Genomic DNA, 21,268 nt, shown 5'->3' on the forward strand with positions numbered 1-21,268 from the left:
AGGAACAGCGCGATGGAATGGACTCGTGGCGAATGGCGCGTGACGACGGATATCGCTTCGTTCGACTTCGACGTGATTCACCGCTATCTGAGCGAAGTGGCGTACTGGTCGCCGGGCGTCGCGCGCGAAACGGTCGAGCGCGCGGCGCGTCATTCGCTCGCGTTCGGCCTCTTCGAGGGCGCGCGGCAGATCGGCTATGCACGCATGATTACCGACACCGCGACCTTCGCCTATCTGGCCGACGTTTTCGTGCTGCCCGAGCGTCAGGGCGCGGGCCTCGGCAAGTGGATGATCGAATGCGTGATGGCGCATCCCGACTTGCAGGGCTTGCGCCGCATGATGCTCGTCACGTCCGACGCGCACGGCCTCTATGCGCGCTTCGGCTTTCGCACGAGCGCGCATCCCGAGCGGATCATGGAGAAGACCGGCGCGCGTTCCGCCTAGCCGCCCTTCACGCCTTGCGTGTTGACGTAGAGCGAATACAGCCCGTGGCTCGCCGCCATGAAGAGCCGGTTGCGATGCCGTCCGCCGAAGCACACGTTCGCGCATCGCTCGGGCAGGTCGATGTGGCCGATCGCCTCGCCTTCCGGCGTGAAGATGCGCACGCCGTCGAGCCCGGCGTCGCCCATGCCCCAGCCGCACCACAAATTGCCGTGAATATCGACGCGAAAGCCATCGGGCGTGCCGGGACCCGCGTCGATGACTTCGCGCCGCTTGCCGAGCGCGCGACCGCCGTCGAGCACGTCGAATGCGAAGATCTTGCGCGGCGTCGAGCGCGACTCGACCACGTACAGCACCGATTCGTCGGGTGAAAACGCGAGTCCGTTCGGACCGATGAAGTCGTCGATCACTACGGTGATCTCGCCGCTCTGTCCGTCGACGCGATACACGCACGGCTTGAGTTGCGAGGACTGCTTCTCGCCTTCGTAGAAGCCGTCGATGCCGAAGGTCGGATCGCTGAACCAGATGGAGCCGTCCGACTTCACGACTACATCGTTCGGCGAATTGAGCGGCTTGCCGTCATAACGATCCGCGAGCACGGTGATGGAGCCGTCGTACTCGGTGCGCGTCACGCGCCGCGTGAGATGCTCGCACGTCACGAGCCGCCCTTCGCGGTCGCGCGTGTTGCCGTTCGCGTTGTTCGACGGCTTGCGAAACACGCCGACCTGCCCGCTTTCCTCGTCCCAGCGCAGGATGCGGTTGTTCGGTATGTCGCTCCACAAGAGATACCGCCCGTCGCCGAACCAGACCGGACCTTCCGACCAGCGCGCGCCCTGATAGAGACACTCGACCGACGCCGATGCAATGCGCAGCGCGTTGAAACGCGGATCGAGCACGCGTACGGCGGGGTCGGGATAGCGGCGGTCGGAAAGGGTCATCGGTTCGAGTTTTCGTTGAAGGTTCGATGGAATGCCGCAAGAGGACACGGCGTTGTCAGTTCGGCCCCAGTTCGCCATCGCGCAGGCGCCAGAGATTCAGCGGGTTTTCGTCGGCGAGCGCCTCGGGCAAGAGCGCCGCCGGCAAGTCCTGATAGCACACCGGCCGCAGAAAGCGCTCGATTGCCATCGCGCCGACGGAGGTCGAGCGGCCATCGGATGTCGCCGGATACGGGCCGCCGTGAACCATCGCGTACGACACCTCGACGCCCGTCGGAAACCCGTTCGCCAGAATCCGCCCGGCCTTGCGTTCGAGCACCGGCAACAGCCGCCGCGCGAAGTCGATATCGTCGTTATCCATCAGCAGCGTCGCCGTCAGCTGGCCTTCGAGCTGACGCGCCACCGCGATCATCTGGTCTTCGTCCTCGCACGCGACGATCACGGACGTCGGCCCGAAAATCTCGTCGGCGAGATGCGGCTTCGCGAGAAACTGCTCCGCGCTCACCCGATACAGCGCCGGCAGCGCGCCGCTCGCCGCCTCCGTCTGCTGTCCCGTCGCGATGCGCTGCGCGCCCGACTCGTCGCGATGCCGGATGCCGTCGTCGTACGCCGCCGCGATGCCCGCGGTGAGCATTGTCTGCGTTTCCTTCTTTTCGAGCGCGGCTGTCGCGTGATCCACGAAAGCGTCGAGCTTGGCATCCGCGAGCGCGAACACGAGCCCCGGGTTCGTGCAGAACTGTCCGACGCCGAGCGTCACCGAGTCGATGTAACCCGCCGCAAGCGACTCGCCGCGCGTGGCGAGCGCGCCCGGCAGCGCGAACATCGGGTTGACGCTGCTCATTTCCGCGAAGACCGGGATCGGCTCCGGGCGCTTCGATGCGATCTCCATGAGCGCCAGCCCGCCGCGTCGCGAGCCCGTGAAGCCGACCGCCTTGATCGCCGGATGCGCGACGAGCGCCTCGCCGATGGCATTGCCCGCGCCGACGACGAGCGAGAACACGCCTTCGTGCAGGCCCGTTTCCGCGACGGCCTTCTGCACCGCGCGCCCGACCATCTCGGAGGTGCCGAGATGCGCCGGATGCGACTTGACGACGACCGGACAGCCCGCTGCCAGCGCCGCCGCCGTGTCGCCGCCCGCAACCGAGAACGCTAGCGGGAAATTGCTCGCGCCGAACACGGCGACCGGTCCGACCGGAATCTTCTGCAAGCGCAAGTCCGGGCGCGGCGCGGGCTTGCGCTCCGGCTGCGCGGAATCGAGCGTCGCGGTGAGCCAGCGCCCCTCGCGCACGAGCGACGCAAAGAGCCGCAACTGCGCGACGGTGCGCGCCCGTTCGCCTTCGAGCCGCGCCTTCGCCAGCGCCGATTCGGCCTGCGCGCGCTCGATGAGCGCATCGCCCATTCCGAGGATGTTGTCCGCGATCGCTTCCAGCAGTTGCGCGCGCGTTTCGAGCGGCGCCTGGCGATACGGATCGAACGCGGCGTCGGCCAGCTCGCACGCGCGCGCGACTTCCGCCGCCCCGCCGCCGCCGAACACGGGTTCGAGATCGACGTTGCGCGCCGGGTCGAAGGCGCGCAGCGTGGCGTCCGTGCCCCGCACGGCCGTCGTGCCGATGAGCATTTCTCCGGTGATCATCATGGTGATTTCTCCGTGCTGGTGCTGCCGCCCGTCACGGGCGCCAACGAGTGTGAACGTGCCGCGCACGCATTACGCGTGCCGCTCAGACCTTTCCCGCCCGCCGGAACGTGATGTGTCCGATGCGCCGCACGAGCAGCGCGGCGACGAGCGCGGCCACGCCCGTCAGCATGACGCCGATATGCACCGACTGCACGAGCGCATCGCGGGCGGCGTCGAAAAGCGCGGGCGCGTCCAGCCCCGCCGCCGTCAGCTCGCGCAGCACGGTGTCGCGCAACGCTTCGTCCACGAGAATACGCGGGTCCGCGAAACGCGGCTGCCACTGCGCCGCCGCGCCCGCGCCGAGCACGCTGATCGTGCGCGTCACGACGCTCGCGTAATGATGCGCGACGATCGTCCCCACGATGCTCGTGCCGAGCATGCCGCCCACCATGCGCGTCGATTGCAGGAGCGCCGTCGTGATGCCGAAGCGCTCGCGGCCCGCGATCTCCTGTCCGAACACATTCATGTTGTTGAGCACGAAGCCGAGGCCGATGCCGACCGCGGCCATCGGCAACTCGATCCACACGTGCGGCGTCGTGGCGCGCGCGAACGCCAGCGCAACCGAGGCCACCAGCAAGAGCGAAAACCCGATGGTCAGGATTTTCGTCGGCTTGCGCAGATGAATCACGATGCGCGTATTGACGAAGCTGCCGATGGCGATGCACGCGGCAATCGGCGTCGCGAGCAGACCGGCTTCTTGCGGCGAAAGCCCGAAGCCGCCCTGCAACAACAGCGGCGCGAAGAAGATCAGCGAGAACATCACGAAGCCCGCGAGAAACGACAGCGTGAACAGCGTGACCAGATGCGGATCGCGGAAGATGTCGAGCGGCAGGATCGGATGCGTCGCGCGCCGCTCGCAGACGAGAAGCGCCGCCGCGCCCGCCACGACCACGCAGCCGAGCGCGATGTTGCCGCCCGACAAGCCGCTTTTCGGCACGGACTCGATCAGCGACTGAAATCCGCCGAGCACGAGCGCGACGAGCGCCGCGCCGAGCCAGTCGATCTTGACGCCGCCTTCGCGCGGCCGGTGCAGATTCGGCAGATGCGCCCAGATGAAGTACAACGCCGCCGCGCCGACCGGCAGATTGACGAGGAAGGTCGAACGCCAGCCCCAGTGCTGGCTCATCCAGCCGCCGAGGGACGGCCCCGCCGCCGTGCCGATGCCGTAGGCCGCCGCAAGCACGACTTGCCAGCGCACGCGCGTGCGTGGATCGGGGAAAAGATCGGGAATCGCGGCGAACGCGGTGCCGACCATCATGCCGCCGCCGACGCCTTGCAGCCCGCGCGCCAGCGCGAGAAACAGCATGTTCGGCGCGAGCCCGCACAGCACGGACGCCAGGGTGAACGTAATCACCGCCGCGATGACGAAGCGCTTGCGCCCGAAATAGTCGCCGAGCCGCCCGAACACGGGCACCGTGACGACGGAAGCAAGCAGGTAGGCACTCGCGATCCACGCGTAATACTCGAAGCCGTGCAGTTCCGCGACGATGGACGGCAGCGCCGTGCTGACCACGGTCTGATCCAGCGCGACCAGCATGTTGACGAGACCGATGCCGAGCATCGCGTAAAGAGCCGTGCGGAACGCAAGGGCGTGCGGAGGGGCGTCGGTCATGCGGGCGTCGGTCATGCGGTCGGTGTTAAGCGGGCGCTTAGTCGGTGGAAAGACGAATTGTACGGCGTTGCATGCGGCGGATCGACTCATCGCCAAAATGCGCGAGCCGTATGCGGAATGCGCGCGCTATCCTGCCCGTGCGTTCAGCCGCGCCCACGCGCCGGGCCGCAGCGAGACGCCGTCCCGCATTCGACATCGATCAACGGAGCACATGCCATGTTCAAGCGCATCATCGTCGCTATCGACGGTAGCCGCACCTCGCAACGCGCCTTCCAGACGGCGCTCGATCTCGCGGTCAAGCACGAGGCCGTCATGCAGCCGTTCTACGTCATCGAAAGCGGGCCGCTCTACATGGACGTGCCCGGCTACGATCCGTCGCTGTTGCAGGCGGGGCTCGCCGAGCAAGGCGCGACGCTCGCCCGCGAGGCCGGCGAGGCGATGAAAGCGCGCGGCATTCCGGGCAGTGTCGTGACCGCCGACGCCACCGCGAGCGACGACGTCGCCTCGCTGATTCTCTCGGCTGCCAGCACGTTCAATGCCGACCTGCTCGTGATGGGCACGCACGGCCGCAAGGGCATGCAACGGCTGATTCTCGGCAGCGTCGCCGAGCGTTGTCTGCGCCAGGCCACGCTGCCGGTGCTGCTGATTCCCTCGGCGGCAGGCGCTTCGGACGTTTCGGGACGCCCCGAATAACTCATGACGTAAGCATCCGGCAAGGCGCCGGGGCGCGGCATTTTTTCGCGGTGTCGGCAACGTCTGCTATGGGACAATCGTTTTGTCATTTATCAAGAAACGAAGTCCGCCATGTCCGATTCGACTTCCATGCGGCGCCGGGCCGCGCATTGTTCGAGCTGCGCCATGCGCCATCTGTGCATGCCTGAAGGGCTCTGCGCGAACGACGTCTCGCGGCTGGAGAACATCATCTCGGTCACGCGCAAGATACGGCGCGGCGAGGCGCTGTTTCGCGCCGGCGACCCGTTCGATTCGCTCTACGCCGTGCGCTCGGGCTCGCTCAAGACGCTCGTCACGCATGGCAGCAGCCGCGACGGCGGCCGCGAGCGCGTCACCGGACTCTTACTCGCGGGCGACGCCCTGGGCCTCGACGGCATCGGCGACGGGCGGCATACGTGCGACGCGGTGGCGCTGGAAGACAGCACCGTCTGCGTCGTGCCTTACGCGCTTTTCGAGCGCATGTGCCGCGAAACCGACGCGCTTCAGCGGCGCATGCATCGCATGATGAGCCAGGCCATCAACCGTGAATCGGACCATGTCGTGCGACTCGGCATGCTGCGCGCCGACGAACGCGTCGCGCGCCTTCTGCTCGACATGTCGGCGCGGCTCGCGCGGCGAGGCTACGCCGCGACGGAGTTCACCATGCGCATGACACGCGACGACATCGGCAGCTATCTCGGCATGACGCTCGAAACCGTGAGCCGCACGCTGTCACGCTTCGACAAGCTCGGGCTCATCGAGGCGCACGGCAAATCCATCCGCATACGCGATTTCGAGCGCCTGCGCAGTATCTGACCGCAAAACCTGACGATTCGCCTGCCGCCCCGCCCGGCGTGGCTTCGAGTCGGATTCTTCGCCATGCCCGAACAAACGCCGGCCATTATCGGCTTGGCACGCGCTTCGCTTCGCATTAGTCTTTTGTGATTTCCAGGGCACAGCCTTGGCCTGCCACGGAGACCGAGCGACATGAATCGCGAACCATCCCTGCGTCATCCGCTGCTCGACCGGCTCGCCGAAGCGCGCCGCGTCACGGACGAACTCTTCGATATCGTCAAGCGCGAGCATCTGTACGACCGGCCGATTGCCGAGCGGCACCGTATCGTGTTCTATATCGGCCACCTCGAGGCGTTCGACCGCAATCTGTTCGACCAGCGCCTGTTCCATCTGCCGAACGCCCAGCCCGCTTACGATCGACTTTTCGCGTTCGGCATCGACCCGGTGGACGGCGGCCTGCCGACGGACGAACCCGGCGACTGGCCTTCGCTCGACGAAGTGCACGCGTACCGTGCGCAAGTGCGCGCTGACATCGACGCGCGCTTCGATCCCATCTCGCTCGTCCCGCACCCCGTTTCCACCGACGACTCGCCGGCGAAGCTGCTCGAAGTCGCGATCGAGCATCGGCTCATGCACGCGGAAACGCTCGCGTACATGTTGCATCAATTACCGGTCGACAGGAAAAAAGCACCGGCCGATGCCGCGTCCGAGCGCACGTCGGACCGCGTCCTTTCGCATGAAACCGTGCACGTGCCGGCCGGCAGCGTGACGCTCGGTCTCTCGCGCGAAAGCCAGCGATTCGGCTGGGACAACGAATTCGGCGAAGTGCGCGTGGACGTGCCTGCATTCGAGATCGACCGCTACATGGTGACGAACGGCGACTATCTGCGCTTCATCGACGCGGGCGGTTACTGGAACCGCGAACTATGGAACGACGCCGACTGGGCGTGGAAAGAGGCGCAGCGCATCGCGCATCCGGCGTTCTGGGTGCGCGGCGACGAAGGCGCCGACAGCCAGCGCCGAACCGACTCGGGCTGGAAGCTGCGCACGATGTTCGAAGAGATCGCGCTGCCGCTCGACTGGCCCGTCTACGTGAGCTATGCCGAAGCGAACGCGTATGCTCGCTGGGCCGGCAAGCGCCTGCCGACGGAAGCGGAATGGCAGCGCGCGGCCATCGGCGCGCCGCACGTCGCGGAAGGCAACTTCGACTTCCGCCGCTGGGACCCGACGCCCGTGCAGGCGCATCCGGACAACCGCAGCGACTTCGGCGTGGAAGGGCAGTACGGCAACGGCTGGGAGTGGACATCGACGACCTTCGGCCCGCTCGAAGGCTTCAAGCCGTTTCCCTTCTATCTCGGCTATTCCGCCAACTTCTTCGACGGCAAGCACTTCGTCATCAAAGGCGGTTCTCCGCGAACGGCTGCATGCATGCTGCGCCCGAGCTTTCGCAACTGGTTTCAGGGGCACTATCAGTACGTCTATGCAGGCTTTCGCTGCGTAACCGGCCCCTGAGCCCAGCCGGGAAGCGTAGAACATTCGTTCGGTGAACGAATCATTCTATCGCTTCACCCGGATATCGAACCGGCAACGACATCGCCACCCGTCGATTCGTGCGACGAATGAATCGATTGCAGCGGCCACGCAGCGAGTGCATTTCCATTTTCGATGGTCTACCATCGGCCCTTGACGCGACCATTTCACCGAGGGTAGCCGATGCGAATTGCATTTATCGTCGACAAGTTGCCGGTTCCTTCCGAAACGTTCGTTCTCCGTCAGATGAAAGGCTTCGCAGAGCGCGGTCACGAGGTATTCGCCCTGGCCGCGAAGTACGACGACTCTGCGGTGGATCCCACGCGGGGACGCGTGCAGTTGCGCGTCTTCCGGCAGGACGTCAGCATGCTGCGCCACTCCATGTCGTGCGCGAAACTCGGCGCGCTCGCGTGCATCGACGACAAGCGGCGCAAGCGCCTGTCTGTCGCCCTTCGCGCGGCGGCGACCGGCTGCCGTTCTGCATTCATCGACATCGTGTCGGGCGGCGACACGGAGGGCATCGACTTCGACGTGGTAATCGCGCACTTCGGCCCCATCGGCGTGCGTGCCATGTATCTGAAGGAAGCCGGACTGTTGACCGGGCCCATCGTCACCGTCTTTCATGGTGCCGACATGAGCGATCAGGCGGTCGTCGAACGATGGCTGCCGCATTATCGGCGCCTCTTTCGCCTGAGCCCGCTGCTCCTTCCGATCAGTAATCTGTGGCGCAACCGGCTCATCGAATGGGGCGCGCCCGAATCGCGAACGAAGGTTCACCATGTGGGCGTGGAGACGCACCGGCTGACTCCGCAGGCGAGCAACCGGCCGCTGCATCGCCCGCTCAGGGTGCTGAGCGTGGCTCGATTCACCGAGAAGAAGGGGTTGGCGTACGCCATCGAAGGCGTGCGCAGTTGCCGGCATCCGGTGCAACTCAATCTCATCGGTTTCGGACCGCTCGAAGACACGCTGCGCCGCGCTGCGTCGTCCAGCACGAACGAGATCAACTTTCTCGGCAAGTGCGCGCACGAGCGCGTATTCGAAGAACTGAAGAGCGCCGACGTGTTCCTGCTGCCCTCGGTCGTGGCCAGCAACGGCGACATGGAAGGCATTCCGGTGTCGATCATGGAGGCCATGGCGACCGGCGTGCTGGTCGTCGCGACCCGGCATAGCGGAATACCGGAACTCGTGACGCACGGCGCGACCGGCCTGCTCGTCGAGGAGCGATCGGCAAACGGCATTGCCGAGGCGCTGTCCGCAATCGTGGAGGGCAAGGTCGACGTCGAGGCGATCCGCAAGAACGCCCGTCGCAAGGTGGAGAACGAGTTCAACGGCCAGGCGCTCGATGCGGATCTGGAAAGACTGCTCGTCCGAACGTTCGGATACGCTACTGCCGCAGGCGCGGAAGACCACGCCTATCATGGCGACGAGGTAGCAGTCGGTTGCAACCGTCCACCCAGCTAGTGCCTGCATTCTCGTTTGACCATTCCGGCGCCGGGCTCCCCGTCGAGCCACGTCGCGTCCAGCATCCGAATCTCGTCATTGTGCGTTCCGATCCTAACTGAGCGAGCGTTTGAATCGACCGCTGACGATGGAGGCAAACGAATGACCGCCAGACAAATGCTCATTCACGGCATCAAGTATTGCTTGCCCGACAAAGTGTTGTTGAGCCTCTATCATCGTCGCAGGATCGGGCGCTTTCCGAATCTGCGCAATCCGGCCACGTTCAACGAGAAAGTCTTGCAGCGGTGCCTTGCGCCCGACCCGCGCTATTCCGATCTCTCCGACAAGCTGAAGGTTCGCGCCTATGTCGCGGACAAGATTGGCGAAAAGTATCTGATTCCGTTGTTTGCCGCGCCGTCCTCTTTCACCCAGCGCGACTTCGACGCGCTTCCTTCTACCTTCGTGATGAAGGCGAATCACGGCTGCGGGTTCGTGAAGCTCGTCAGGGACAAGCGCGAGACCTCGTTCGAGGCGCTGAATGCGCTGGCGCAGCGCTGGTTGTCGACCAACTTCTTCACGGTGGCGAGGGAACGGCATTATCAGGCGATCGAGCGCCGCATCCTGTTCGAGAAGCTCCTTCTGGGCCCGGACAACAAGGTGCCGCCCGATATCAAGATTCATGTCTTCAACAGGAACGCCGACGATCCGCAAATCTTCATTCTCGTGATTTCGGATCGCTTCGGAGGACATCCACGCGGGGATATCTACGACCCCCACTGGAACCGGCTCGACATCAAGATGGGGCATTACTCGCGCAGCGACAAGCCCGCTCCCCGTCCGCACAACCTCGACGAAATCTTATGGGTAGCGCGCACCCTGGCAAGCGATTTCGACTTCGTGCGCGTCGACCTCTATAACGTGGACGATCATATTTATTTCGGTGAACTGACCTTTACGCCCGGCGCAGGCCTTTTCCCGTTGACGCCTGACAGCGTCGATTATGAGTGGGGTCGCCTGATGTAATCGCGACATCGCGGCTCACAGCAGGTCCTCGATACGGATAGGCAATTCGCGCACGCGCCGGCCGGTCGCGTGCCATACCGCGTTGGCAATGGCCGCATTCACGCCCACGATACCGATTTCCCCCAGCCCTTTCACGCCGAGCGGGTTCACTTGCGTATCCGTTTCCGGCAGCATGATGACGTCGAGCTCGCCGACATCGGCATTCGCCGCAATCAGATACTCGCTGATGTTGTCGTTCATGTACCGGGCATGCCGCGCGTCGATTTCCGTGGCTTCGAGCAAGGCCGCGCCGATGCCCCAGATCATGCCGCCCATGTACTGACTGTGCGCCGTGAGCGGATTGACGATGGTCCCCGACGCGAACGCGCCGACCATGCGCGAGACGCGAATCTCGCGCGTCAGACGATGCACGCGCACTTCCACGAAGTGCGCGCCGAACGCATACGCGGTGGCGTCGTCGCGCTGATGACCGCGCATGATCGGCAGTTTGCCCGCGCGCAGTGTGTCCATGGCTTCGGCCTTCAGTCCGCGCGGAATATGCTCGCTCTCGGCAATGACGATTTCGCCGCCCGTGCGCACGACGGCATCGTGCAACGGCTCAGAAGCGTCGCCGGCACTCAGGCGGCCCGACGCGAACTGCATCGCCTGCGGATCGCGGCCCATCAGCGGCCCCGCCAGCGACGCAGCCCGCGCGAGCTTGTCGCGCAGCGCCTCGCACGCGGAGGCGACCGCGTGCGTGATGCTCGCGGTATGGCTCGATCCCGCCGCCAGCGCGGCGGGCGGATAGTCAGTGTCGCCGATGTGCACCTCGACCTCTTCCAGATCGATGCCGAGACAATGCGCCGCCGTCAGGGCGATGACGGTGTACGCGCCGGTGCCGATGTCGTGCGCGGCGATATCGACGCGCGCCCGGCCATCCGCATGCAAGCTCACGCGTGCGGCCGTCGCGGCAATGTTCGACGGATACGCCGCGCTCGCGCAGCCCCAGCCGATGAGCCAGTCGCCGTCGGACATCGAACCGGGCTGCGCGTTGCGTTCGTGCCAGCCGAAGCGTTCGGCGCCCGCATCGAGACACGCGACGAGCTCGCGGCTCGTGAACGACTTGCCCGTGACCGGGTCCTGCGCGGTGTCGTTGCGGCGGCGCAGTTCGACCGGGTCCATCGACAACTGCACGGCCAGTTCATCCATCGCCGTTTCCAGCGCGAACATATAGGGCGTTTCCGGCGGCGCGCGCATGAAGCCGGGCGTATTGCGGTCCGCGTGCACCACGTTCACGACGGTTTCGATGTTCGGACACGCGTAGACGCGCGCCGTTGTTTCGGTACCCGAAACGTTATACATGCTGGGTCGGCTCGTGAGTTCCCAGCCTTCGTGCCGCAACGCGACGAGCTTGCCGTCGCGCGTCGCGCCCAACTGGACATGATGGCGCGTCTCCGCGCGATACGTCGCGATGGTATAGCTCTGGTCCCGTGTCGCCACAAGCTTGACCGGCCGTCCCACGCGCCGCGCGGCGATGGCGATCCACGCGGTGCGGGCCGTCGCGTTGCCCTTGCCGCCGAACGCGCCGCCGACGAAGCGCGAGATCACATGCACCTGTTCGCGCGAGATGCCGAGCTGCTGCGCGACGTTGCCGCGCAGACCGTAGACGAACTGGCTCGGCTCCCAGATGGTCAGCCTGTCGCCCTGCCACGCGCAGGTGGTCGTGTAGAGCTCGATCGGATTGTGGTGCTGCGTCGGCGTGGCGTAGATGGCTTCGACACGGCATTCGGCGCCGGCGAACGCCCGCTCGAAATCGCCGATGCGATAGTCCTCATGCTCGCCCGGCTCGCGCCGTTCGCCCGCGACGCCCGCGCTGCCGAACGTGGCCGAAGCCGGCGCTTCCTCGTAGTCGATGCGCGTGCGCTGTGCTGCTTCCCGCGCGATCTCATAGCTCGTCGCCACCACCACGCCGATGATCTGCCCGTCGTGCCAGACGCGATCGCTCTCCAGCGTGCTGGTCGTCGCGCCGCCCGCCTGCTGCTCCGGCGGCTTCGCCTCGCTGCCCACGTTCTCGTGCGTCAGGACATCGAGCACGCCGTCGAGAGACAAGGCATCGTCGGCATGAATGCGCCGCACGCGGCCATTGGCGACCGTGCTCGTCAACAGGAACGCGTACACCGCGTTCTCCACCGGCTCATCGGACGCATAGCACGCCCGGCCCGTGACTTTCGCTTCGCCGTCGATGCGGACATGCGGCACGCCGAACGCCGGCTGATGAGAGGCGAGTGAATCGTCGTGGCTCATGGCATCTCCGGCAGAGCGGCAACTTCCAATAGCGCGCGCACCAGCGTGCGGCGTCCGAGCTCGGGCTTGAACGTATTCTCCCCGCTAACGACAGCACCCGCGAAAGCAGCATCCGCCGCCTCGCCCGCGCTATGCTCGTCGATCGTCTTGCCGACGAGCGCCGTCTCCGCCTCGTGCGCGCGCCACGGCTTCGCAACGCTCGCGCCGATACCGATGCGCGCCTCTCGCACGACGCCCTGCGCATCGAGTTCGAGCGCCACGGCCGCGGACGCGAGCGCGAAGTCATACGACGCGCGATCGCGAATCTTGAGATACAGCGAGCGTCGCGTCCAGGCGCCCGCGGGCACGTGAAACGCGACGATGAGATCGCCGGGACGCAGATGGGTCTCGACATGCGGCGTGTCGCCCGGCAGGCGATGCAGTTCCTCGAACGGCAAGCGACGCGTCTGCCCGTCCGTGCCGAGAATCTCGACCTGCGCGCCGAGCGCGACGAGCGCGATGGCGAAATCGCCCGGATAGTTCGCGATGCAATGCTCGCTCACGCCGAGCACCGCGAGCCGCCGGTTCACGCCCTCCTTCGCCGCGCAGCCGCTGCCCGGCGTGCGCTTGTTGCACGCGTGCCAGCTCGTGTCCCTGAAATAGAGGCAGCGCGTGCGTTGCAGGACGTTGCCGCCGAGCGTCGCCATGTTGCGCAGTTGCGGGCTCGCCGCTTTCCACAACGATTGCGCGATAACGGGATAGTCGCGCCGCAGCACCGGATGATCGGCGGCATCGGCCATGCGCGCGAACGCGCCGAGCTTCAGCCTGTCTTCGCTCGCTTCGATAGCCGCATGCGCAGCAGAGAGCGGATTGATATCGACGAGGCGCTCGGGCGTCATGACGCCGAGCTTCATCAGGTCGACGAGGTTCGTGCCGCCGGCGAGAAGCTGCACGGGCGACTTCACCGTGAGTTCGCTGTTGTCGTCGAACGGCGCGCACTGGGCCACGTCGCCCGCCTGCTCGACACTCAGTAGCTGGAAGGGCCGCATTATCCGCGCTCCGCGTGCGTTGCGTCGCGCACCTGCTCGATGGCGTCGACAATCTTTGGATACGCGCCGCAGCGGCACAGATTGCCGCTCATGTACTCGCGGATTTCATCGCGCGAATTCGCGTGCCCTTCTTGGATGCACGCGATGGCGCTCATGATCTGCCCCGGCGTGCAGTAGCCGCACTGCAAGGCGTCGCACGCGACGAAAGCCTCCTGCATCGGATGCAGCGCGTGGCCGTTAGCGAGACCTTCGATCGTCGTGATCTTGCCGCGCGCCGTGGCGGCGAGCGTGAGACAGGAGAGCACGCGGCGTCCGTCGATCAGCACGGTGCACGCGCCGCACTGCCCCTGGTCGCAGCCCTTCTTCGCGCCGGTCAGTCCGGCATGTTCGCGCAGCGCATCCAGAAGCGTGACGCGTGCGTCGAGATCGAGCACGAGCACTGCCCCGTTGACGAGCAAATCCACTTTCATCGCGGCTCCTTCACATGAGGCCGATAAACGGCGTCGATGCAAGCGCAATCGTTGTGCCGTATTGCGCGGGTGAAAGTGCCTTAGCGGATGCGCAACGTCAGAAAGGCAAGCTCACGCTTTTGTGCGCGCCCTCGTGGGGGAGCGGTTCACATCGGACGCCATGCGCGCTTCTCCGGGCACTGACAAGCGCATTGAGCATACGACGCCGACGCTCATGTAATTAGTTCCGCCTAGGGTCGATCGGGATGAAATAAGACCCGACATGTCTGGTTCAAGCGCGTTAACGAGGTGGTACACTGCCGCCGCCGTGAAGGCCGGTGTGCGTTATCGGAGCCCGCAAGCGGGCTTGTCCAGCTTACGTTCAGAGCTCACCTGTGAGATCCCAAGTCAGCAGGCCGCGAAGCGCGATTCGCCGAACTGACAGAAACAACAGCTAGTCTTTCCACTGGCGAAAAAAAACGCATTGAAGTAAGTTCTGGCGGGTAATAGCGCCTCGACAAACGTCCGGATCGGTGCTCGCACGCTAAAGAAATCTCCCGCGAGGACGAGAACCAGATCGAGCAACCACGCATCGCGCGTCACGCCTGCCTAACAAAAACATGGCCGCTATCTTCGATTATCTGTTGGACAGTCAAATATCCAGGCAATGGCGCGGCATGCTGGCTGCGCTCGCGGATGAATTCGAAGCGCAGATCGGACATGACGAACTGCGCGAGCTGATGCATCGCGTGGGCAGCCGTTTCGCGAAGGCGCATGCGCTGCCGCCCTGCGATTCGACGTCCGCGCTCGCGGACGCGCTCAACGCGCAGTGGCGAGACGCCGACTGGGGCTTCGTCGAGCTGTCCGACGAGCGCGACCACCTGAGCATCGTGCATTACTGCGCGCCGTTGCCGGCCTTCGGTGAGAGCGCCCTCGCGTGGACGCCTGCGTTCCTCGAAGGCGCGTATCAGCAGTGGCTCGCCGGCCTGGGCGCGCAAGGGCTCGCTGTGCGGCAGGCAAGCGAATTCGGCGGCGACGCCGCCATCGAGTTCAGGCTCGCGCGCGCCGCAGCCTGAATTCGGCATTTTGAATACCGGTGACCGCCGCCTCGACGCGGCGGCATCGACCGCCCGGTTCGGCGGACCACAACGAGCAGTACCGGCCACGCATCACGTAAGGCACGACGAGGAAGCGGCATCATGAGTACTTCGCGCGATATCCAGAAGCTGTTCGATCATTTCGGCGGCAATGCAGGCGACTACCAGGAAATCGGCCGGGAGAACGAGGCGCAGTCGGCGCGCACCCGCTGGCCGTTGCTCGCGACGCTCGACTTCGCGCAGCCCGCCATCCCCGACATCGCGCCGCGCCGCGAGGCGCCGATGCAATCGAGCGAGCCGTCCAACACGCAGCCCACGGGAATGCCGATCAATCGCGGCAAGCGCCAGCTCTTCATGCGCGCGCATCGCCGCGCGATTCCGCCGGTCGATCCGCCCGCCGCGGAATCGCTGAGCGCATTGCGCTTCTCGGCGACGGGCGAATCGGCGTCGCACGAGACCGGAACGATTCCGGATTCGGCCGTTGCCGCCGTTGCATCGGTTCAGACTGTCACGAACGCAGCCGCGGCGCCGAAGCCGGAACCCGCGCGCCGCGCGCCTGCGCAAGTGCCTGAAAGCGTGACGAGCGCGCCCGCGCCTGCCGCGCCGCAGTCCATCCTCGGCAAGCTCTTCAAGCCGCAAGCGCAGCCGGCGACGAACGCACCCGCGGATTCGCTCAACGTCCTCTTCGAACGCCTGCGGCACGCCGGCCGCGCGGAGAGCGAACCCACGAACACGCGCGCCGGCCGCCTTCCCCGCTTATGAGAGTCATCACGGTAGTTTCCGCGAAAGGCGGCGTCGGCAAGACGACGCTCGCCGCCAATCTCGCCTCGGTGCTGGCCGCGCGCAACCGCCGCGTGATCGTGCTCGATCTCGATCCGCAGAACGCGCTGCGCCTGCATTTCGGCATCCCGCTCGACAGCATCGACGGCATCTCGCGCGCGACCCTTAGCCGCGAGCCGTGGCAGTCCGTGATGTTCGACGGCGTCGACGGCGTCACCGTGCTGCCTTACGGCGCCGTGACCGAGGACGACCGCCGCCGCTTCGAGGCGCTCGTCGACAGCGATCCGTCGTGGCTCGCGCGCTCGCTCGATGCGCTCGCGCTGGATGCGAACGACATCGTGATCGTCGACACGCCGCCCGGCTCGTCCGTCTACACGCGCACCGCGCTGACGGCCGCGAACTTCGCGCTGAACGTGGTATTGGCCGACGCCGCCTCCTACGCCGCGATTCCCGGCATGGAGCGCATGGTCGATGCCTACGCCGCGCCGCGACAGGACTTCGCGGGCCAGGGCTACGTCGTGAATCAGGTCGATCAGTCGCGCCAGTTGAGCAAGGACGTGCTCAAGGTGCTGCGCAACATGCTCGGCGCGAAGCTGTTTCCGGGCGTGATCCATCAGGACGAAGGCGTTTCCGAATCGCTCGCGTGCGACACCACGCTCATTCACTACGATCCGCTTTCGCAAGCCGCCGCCGATCTGCGCGCGTGCGGCGACTGGCTCCTCGCCGCCATCGACGCGATGGCTGCTTCGTCGAGGAAACTCGCATGAGTTCGGCCAAGATCCCGTCGCCCGAGACGGAGGTCAGCGTCGCGACCTCGCGCCTCGAACGTTTCGTCGATGCGAGCATCTGGGGCAGCCGCATCGTCGTCGTTCTCCTCACGATGTTCGCCGCGTTCGCGCTGTACTTCGTCGTCACGGTGCCGCTCGCGTTCGGCCAGCAGCTTGCGTTCGCGAGCATCTGCTTCGTCTGCGCGCTCGGATTCCGGCGTCTGCAAGGACAATACGCGACGCTCGTGATGATCATGCTGTCGATCGTCGCGTCGGGCCGCTACATGTTCTGGCGGCTCACCGAAACCACGTACTGGGAACGCCCGCTCGACGCCGCGTGGGGCCTTTTGCTCGTCGCGGCCGAAGTCTATGCGGCGCTCGTGCTGCTGCTCGGCTACTTCCAGACCGCGTGGCCGCTCAAGCGCAAGCCGCTGCCGCTGCCCGCGGACCGCAGCCAGTGGCCGACCGTGGATGTCTTCATTCCGACCTACAACGAGCCGCTCTCGGTCGTGAAGCCGACTATCTACGCCGCGCTCGCGCTCGACTACCCGACCGACAAGCTCGCCATTCACGTGCTCGACGACGGCCGCCGTCCCGAGTTCAAGACGTTCTGCGAGGAAGTCGGCGTCAACTGGACGATCCGCACGCATAACCGCCACGCGAAGGCGGGCAACATCAACGAGGCGCTGAAGATCACGAAGGGCGAATACCTCGCGATCTTCGACTGCGATCACATCCCGACGCGCTCGTTCCTGCAGGTCTGCCTCGGCTGGTTCCTGCGCGACAAGCTGCTTTCGATGCTGCAGACGCCGCACCATTTCTTCTCGCCCGATCCGTTCGAGCGCAATCTCGGCACGTTCCGCAAGGTGCCGAACGAAGGCGAACTGTTCTACGGCCTCGTGCAGGACGGCAACGATCTCTGGAACGCAACCTTCTTCTGCGGCTCGTGTGCGGTGCTGCGCCGTTCGATGGTCGAAGAGATCGGCGGCATCGCGGTCGAAACCGTCACGGAAGACGCGCATACGGCGCTCAAGCTGCATCGGCTCGGCTATACGACCGCGTATCTCGCGATCCCGCAGGCGGCCGGTCTCGCCACCGAAAGCCTGTCGAGCCATATCGGGCAGCGCATTCGCTGGGCGCGCGGCATGACGCAGATTTTCCGCATCGACAATCCGCTCACCGGCAAGGGCCTCAGGATCGGCCAGCGGCTGTGCTATCTGAACGGCATGCTGCACTTCTTCTATGGCGTGCCGCGTCTCGTGTTTCTCACCGCGCCGCTCTCGTATCTCTTCTTCGGCGCGCACGTGATCGAAGCGGCGGCGAGCACTATCGCGATCTTCGCGCTGCCGCACATGATGCACGCGAGCATCACCAATTCGCGCATGCAGCGCAGCTTCCGCCACTCGTTCTGGGCCGAGGTGTACGAATCGGTGCTCGCGTCGTACATCACCGCGCCGACGCTGCTCGCGGTCATCAATCCGAAGCTCGGCAAGTTCAACGTGACGGCCAAAGGCGGCCAGATCGCGAAGGACTACTTCGACTGGACGATCTCGCGGCCGTATCTGTTCCTGCTGCTGCTGAACCTGCTCGGCTTCGTCGCGGGCATCGTGCATATCGGCATGTACTGGCACGTGCGCAGCGAAGTGAACACGACGCTGCTCAACCTGTGCTGGACGGTCTACAACATGCTGATTCTCGGCGCGTCGGTGGCGGCGGCGAGCGAGCGCAAGCAGGTTCGCGCGACGCATCGCGTGTCGATGAAGATGCCCGTCATGCTCAAGTTCTCGACCGGGCGCACGCTCGCTTGCGAGACCATCGACTATTCGGAAGGCGGCGTGGGCGTCGCGCTGCCGGGCAAGATCGCCGTGCCGATGCACGAGCGCGTCACGGTCTCGCTCTTTCGCGGCGACGAGGAATACGCGTTCCCCGCGACCGTCGGCTATACCGAGCCGGGCCGCGTCGGCCTGCGCTTTTCCGAGCTCACGCGCGAGCAGGAATACGACTTCGTGAAGACGACGTTCGCCCGCGCCGATGCCTGGACCGGCTGGTCCGAGGGACGCCGCCCGGATACGCCGCTGCGCGGCCTGTCGCATGTGCTGCTGGTCGGCACGCGCGGCATCGCGGGATTGTTCGAGCATTTGTACAACGACCTTCGTACCTGGATGAACAAGCGCCCGGTCGATGTGAACAAGCTGAAAACCAAAGACCAATAATGGGCATGGGTATGTCGAAGTTGCGCGTTGAACAACGAACGGGCGAGCGCGCGCCGCGTTTTAGCGAACGACCTTTGGCGCGCGCATTGGCCGTCTTCGTGGCCTTGCAGACGGCGTTTGCCGCGCCGTTCGCGTCCATCGCGGCGGCGGTCGAGAGCACGCCACAGGCAAATGGCACGCAGCAGGCCACGGGCGTTGGCGCAGTAGCCGCGCCCGGTCCGGCCGTCGTCTACAACCCTGCCGCGATCCAGCAGCCGGCGCTCGCGATGCCCGTGCCGGCCTTCTCCGGCAAGCCGGACAAGCCGCTCACCTCGCGCATTCCGACGACCGCTGATCGCGGCACGCTGGTGCCCGGCGGCCGCCGTCAGACGCTGACCTTCGCCGACTACGGCGCGCTGGATCCGCTGCAACTGCGCGGCACCGACGGCCAGAACGGCATCGCGTTCTCGGTGCGCGGCGACGAAGTCGTGACCGGCGCGGTGCTGCATCTGATCTACAGCTATTCGCCGTCGCTGTTGCCGTCCATTTCGCAACTGAAGGTACTCATCAACGGCGAAGTCGCCGCGACGCTGCCCGTGCCGCGCGATCAGGCGGGCACGCTCGTCGCGCGCGACGTGGCGATCGATCCGCGCTTCATCACCGAATTCAACCACCTCAACGTGCAGTTGATCGGGCATTACACGCAACAGTGCGAGGACCCGTCCAATTCGACGCTGTGGGCGACCGTCAGCAACGCGAGCTCGCTCGATCTCACGTATGCGTCGATTGCCGGCAAGCCCGATCTCGCCGCGCTGCCGCTGCCCTTCTTCGACCGCCGCGACGTGCGCCGCCTCGAACTGCCGTTCGTCTTCGCAGGCAAGCCGAGCCTGCCCGCGCTGGAAGCGGCCGGGACCGTGGCGTCGTATTTCGGCTCGCTCGCGGGCTATCGCGGCGCGATCTTCCCGGCGCAGACCGACAACGTGCCGCTGTCGGGCAATGCCGTGGTGTTCGCCGTCGGCGATGCGAAGGTCGCGGGCGTTGCTATCCCGCCGGTGTCCGGTCCGACGATCGCGCTCGTCGAACGCGATGCGAACGCGCGCGGGCGTCTGTTGCTCGTGCTCGGCCGCGACGACAACGAACTGAAGACCGCCGCGAAGGCGCTGGGCGTCGGCCGCAACGCGCTGTCGGGAACGAGCGCGACCATCACGCAGTTCAACGACCTGCAACCGCGCCGCCCCTACGACGCGCCGAACTGGCTGCCGGCCGACCGGCCCGTGCGCTTCGGCGAACTGGCCGAAGCGCAGGATTTGACCGCGCACGGCTACGACGCCGACGCGGTGCGCGTGAACCTGCGTGTGCCGCCCGATCTCTTCATGTGGCAGACGAAGGGCGTGCCGGTGGACCTGCGCTATCGCTATACGGTGCGCCCGGCGCCCGACCGTTCGTCGCTCAATATCAGCGTGAACAACGGCTTCGTGCAGTCGCTGCGCATTCCGGCGGTGTCCACGTCGACGTTCGATCTCGGCGCGTACTTCAGCCGCGTGCTGCCGGACAAGACGGTCGCCGCGCGCCGCGAGATTTATTTGCCGCCGCTTCTCATCACGCCGCGCGCGCAACTGCGCCTGCACTTCTATTACGACATTCCGAAGACCGGCGAATGCCAGGGCCGCGTGCTGGATAACGTCGTCGGCGCGGTGGATCCGAATTCGACCATCGACCTCTCCGGCTTCCCGCACTACATGGCGCTGCCCGATCTGGCCGCGTTCGCGAACGGCGGCTTTCCGTTCACGCGCATGGCGGACCTTTCGCAGACGGCGGTCGTGCTGCCGAACGAGCCGAATTCGGCCGACTACAGTCTGTATCTGCTGGAAATGGGCCGCATGGGCGCATCGACGGGTTATCCGGTGACGGGCGTGACCGTGACGAGCGCGAACGATGTGGACCGCTTCGCCGACAAGGATCTGCTGATTCTCGGCTCGCCGGGACGCCAGCCCTTGCTGCAACGCTGGGCGAAGCAGATGCCTTTTTCCGGCGATGGCGACGCGCGCACCTTCCAGCTTTCCGATGTGGCGTTCAAGCTCGTCGACTGGTGGCATGGCGAGCAAGGTCCGGAGCGTTCGCCCGCGCGCGCGGACCTCTCGCTCGTGAGTTCGAGCGGCGATGCGCTCCTGACCGGCTTCGAGTCGCCGCTCAAGAGCGGACGCAGCGCGGTCGCGCTCATCAGCGCGGCGGGGCAGTCCGACGCCGATCTGTCCGCCGCCCTGCTCGACAATGATCTGCTGCCGTCGATTCAAGGCGCCATGGCCGTGATCCACGGCCGCACGGTGACGGTCACGTCGAACGGCGAAGCGTATTACGTCGGCCATCTCTCGCCGGTGCACTACATGCGCTGGGCGCTGTCGTCGCACCCGTTTCTGCTGGTGATCGCGGGCGTGCTCGCCTCGCTTATCATCGCCGCCCTGTTCTATCGCGCGCTGCGTTCGATCGCCGCGCGGCGTCTGAGAGACTGA

The 21,268-nt window shown here is 65.7% G+C and carries 17 protein-coding genes; 11 read left to right on the plus strand and 6 right to left on the minus strand.

Annotated features, from left to right (window positions below; genetic code table 11):
- Window positions 1-12: 12 nt before the first annotated feature.
- Window positions 13-444, plus strand: a complete 432-nt coding sequence (locus tag NCR37_RS17105) for a GNAT family N-acetyltransferase (protein WP_250474045.1) — start codon at window positions 13-15, stop codon at window positions 442-444.
- On the opposite strand, the gene NCR37_RS17110 is transcribed toward NCR37_RS17105, so the two are convergent.
- The 3 genes from NCR37_RS17110 to NCR37_RS17120 form a co-directional block, all read right to left on the minus strand.
- On the minus strand, window positions 441-1,379 hold the full coding sequence (locus NCR37_RS17110; RefSeq protein WP_250474046.1) for an SMP-30/gluconolactonase/LRE family protein: 939 nt from the start codon (window positions 1,377-1,379) through the stop codon (window positions 441-443). The two genes, NCR37_RS17105 and NCR37_RS17110, sit on opposite strands and share 4 nt — an antisense overlap.
- A gap of 55 nt (window positions 1,380-1,434) precedes the next feature.
- Window positions 1,435-3,012, minus strand: coding sequence for an aldehyde dehydrogenase (NADP(+)) (locus NCR37_RS17115; RefSeq protein WP_250474047.1), 1,578 nt, complete (start codon window positions 3,010-3,012; stop codon window positions 1,435-1,437).
- 82 nt (window positions 3,013-3,094) lie between these two features.
- Complete coding sequence (locus NCR37_RS17120) at window positions 3,095-4,663, minus strand: MFS transporter (RefSeq protein ID WP_502800542.1); 1,569 nt, start codon at window positions 4,661-4,663, stop codon at window positions 3,095-3,097.
- A gap of 216 nt (window positions 4,664-4,879) precedes the next feature.
- On the opposite strand from NCR37_RS17120, the gene NCR37_RS17125 reads away from it, so the two are divergent.
- The 5 genes from NCR37_RS17125 to NCR37_RS17145 all read left to right on the plus strand — a co-directional run bounded on the left by NCR37_RS17125 (window position 4,880) and on the right by NCR37_RS17145 (window position 10,162).
- On the plus strand, window positions 4,880-5,356 hold the full coding sequence (locus NCR37_RS17125; RefSeq protein WP_250474048.1) for a universal stress protein: 477 nt from the start codon (window positions 4,880-4,882) through the stop codon (window positions 5,354-5,356).
- 111 nt (window positions 5,357-5,467) lie between these two features.
- Window positions 5,468-6,190, plus strand: a complete 723-nt coding sequence (locus NCR37_RS17130) for a helix-turn-helix domain-containing protein (protein ID WP_250474049.1) — start codon at window positions 5,468-5,470, stop codon at window positions 6,188-6,190.
- Window positions 6,191-6,361: 171 nt separating this feature from the next.
- Entirely contained in the window at window positions 6,362-7,681 is a 1,320-nt protein-coding gene (locus NCR37_RS17135) for an SUMF1/EgtB/PvdO family nonheme iron enzyme (RefSeq protein WP_250474050.1), read from the plus strand.
- A 201-nt stretch (window positions 7,682-7,882) separates the two neighbouring features.
- Window positions 7,883-9,160 (plus strand): glycosyltransferase, encoded by a 1,278-nt coding sequence (locus NCR37_RS17140; protein ID WP_250474051.1) that lies wholly within the window; start codon window positions 7,883-7,885, stop codon window positions 9,158-9,160.
- A 141-nt stretch (window positions 9,161-9,301) separates the two neighbouring features.
- A complete protein-coding gene (locus NCR37_RS17145) occupies window positions 9,302-10,162 on the plus strand; it encodes an ATP-grasp fold amidoligase family protein (protein WP_250474239.1) in 861 nt (286 codons plus the stop codon).
- Between the two features lie 15 nt (window positions 10,163-10,177).
- Here the strand turns inward: NCR37_RS17145 and NCR37_RS17150 are convergent, their stop codons facing one another.
- The 3 genes from NCR37_RS17150 to NCR37_RS17160 are packed head-to-tail and all read right to left on the minus strand — an operon-like array spanning window position 10,178 to window position 13,943.
- A complete protein-coding gene (locus tag NCR37_RS17150; RefSeq protein ID WP_250474052.1) occupies window positions 10,178-12,445 on the minus strand; it encodes a xanthine dehydrogenase family protein molybdopterin-binding subunit in 2,268 nt (755 codons plus the stop codon).
- A complete protein-coding gene (locus NCR37_RS17155; RefSeq protein WP_250474053.1) occupies window positions 12,442-13,473 on the minus strand; it encodes an FAD binding domain-containing protein in 1,032 nt (343 codons plus the stop codon). Before NCR37_RS17155 ends, NCR37_RS17150 begins: the two co-directional genes overlap by 4 nt.
- Window positions 13,473-13,943 (minus strand): (2Fe-2S)-binding protein, encoded by a 471-nt coding sequence (locus NCR37_RS17160; protein ID WP_250474054.1) that lies wholly within the window; start codon window positions 13,941-13,943, stop codon window positions 13,473-13,475. The genes NCR37_RS17155 and NCR37_RS17160 overlap by 1 nt, the downstream gene beginning before the upstream one ends.
- Before the next feature lie 599 nt (window positions 13,944-14,542).
- On the opposite strand from NCR37_RS17160, the gene bcsD reads away from it, so the two are divergent.
- The 5 genes from bcsD to bcsB all read left to right on the plus strand — a co-directional run bounded on the left by bcsD (window position 14,543) and on the right by bcsB (window position 21,268).
- Window positions 14,543-14,998 carry a cellulose biosynthesis protein BcsD gene (bcsD, locus tag NCR37_RS17165; RefSeq protein ID WP_250474055.1) on the plus strand — a complete coding sequence of 152 codons (456 nt, stop codon included), beginning with the start codon at window positions 14,543-14,545 and terminating at the stop codon, window positions 14,996-14,998.
- Window positions 14,999-15,121: 123 nt separating this feature from the next.
- Window positions 15,122-15,781, plus strand: coding sequence for a cellulose biosynthesis protein BcsP (gene bcsP / locus NCR37_RS17170; protein WP_250474056.1), 660 nt, complete (start codon window positions 15,122-15,124; stop codon window positions 15,779-15,781).
- Window positions 15,778-16,566, plus strand: a complete 789-nt coding sequence (gene bcsQ / locus NCR37_RS17175) for a cellulose biosynthesis protein BcsQ (protein WP_250474057.1) — start codon at window positions 15,778-15,780, stop codon at window positions 16,564-16,566. Before bcsP ends, bcsQ begins: the two co-directional genes overlap by 4 nt.
- Entirely contained in the window at window positions 16,563-18,779 is a 2,217-nt protein-coding gene (gene bcsA / locus NCR37_RS17180; protein ID WP_250474058.1) for a UDP-forming cellulose synthase catalytic subunit, read from the plus strand. The genes bcsQ and bcsA overlap by 4 nt, the downstream gene beginning before the upstream one ends.
- The gene (bcsB, locus tag NCR37_RS17185; RefSeq protein WP_250474059.1) at window positions 18,779-21,268 is read left to right on the plus strand and encodes a cellulose biosynthesis cyclic di-GMP-binding regulatory protein BcsB; all 2,490 of its coding nucleotides are present in this window, start codon (window positions 18,779-18,781) and stop codon (window positions 21,266-21,268) included. Before bcsA ends, bcsB begins: the two co-directional genes overlap by 1 nt.

It is taken from the genome of Caballeronia sp. GAFFF1 (assembly GCF_023630705.1).
Taxonomy (GTDB): domain Bacteria; phylum Pseudomonadota; class Gammaproteobacteria; order Burkholderiales; family Burkholderiaceae; genus Caballeronia.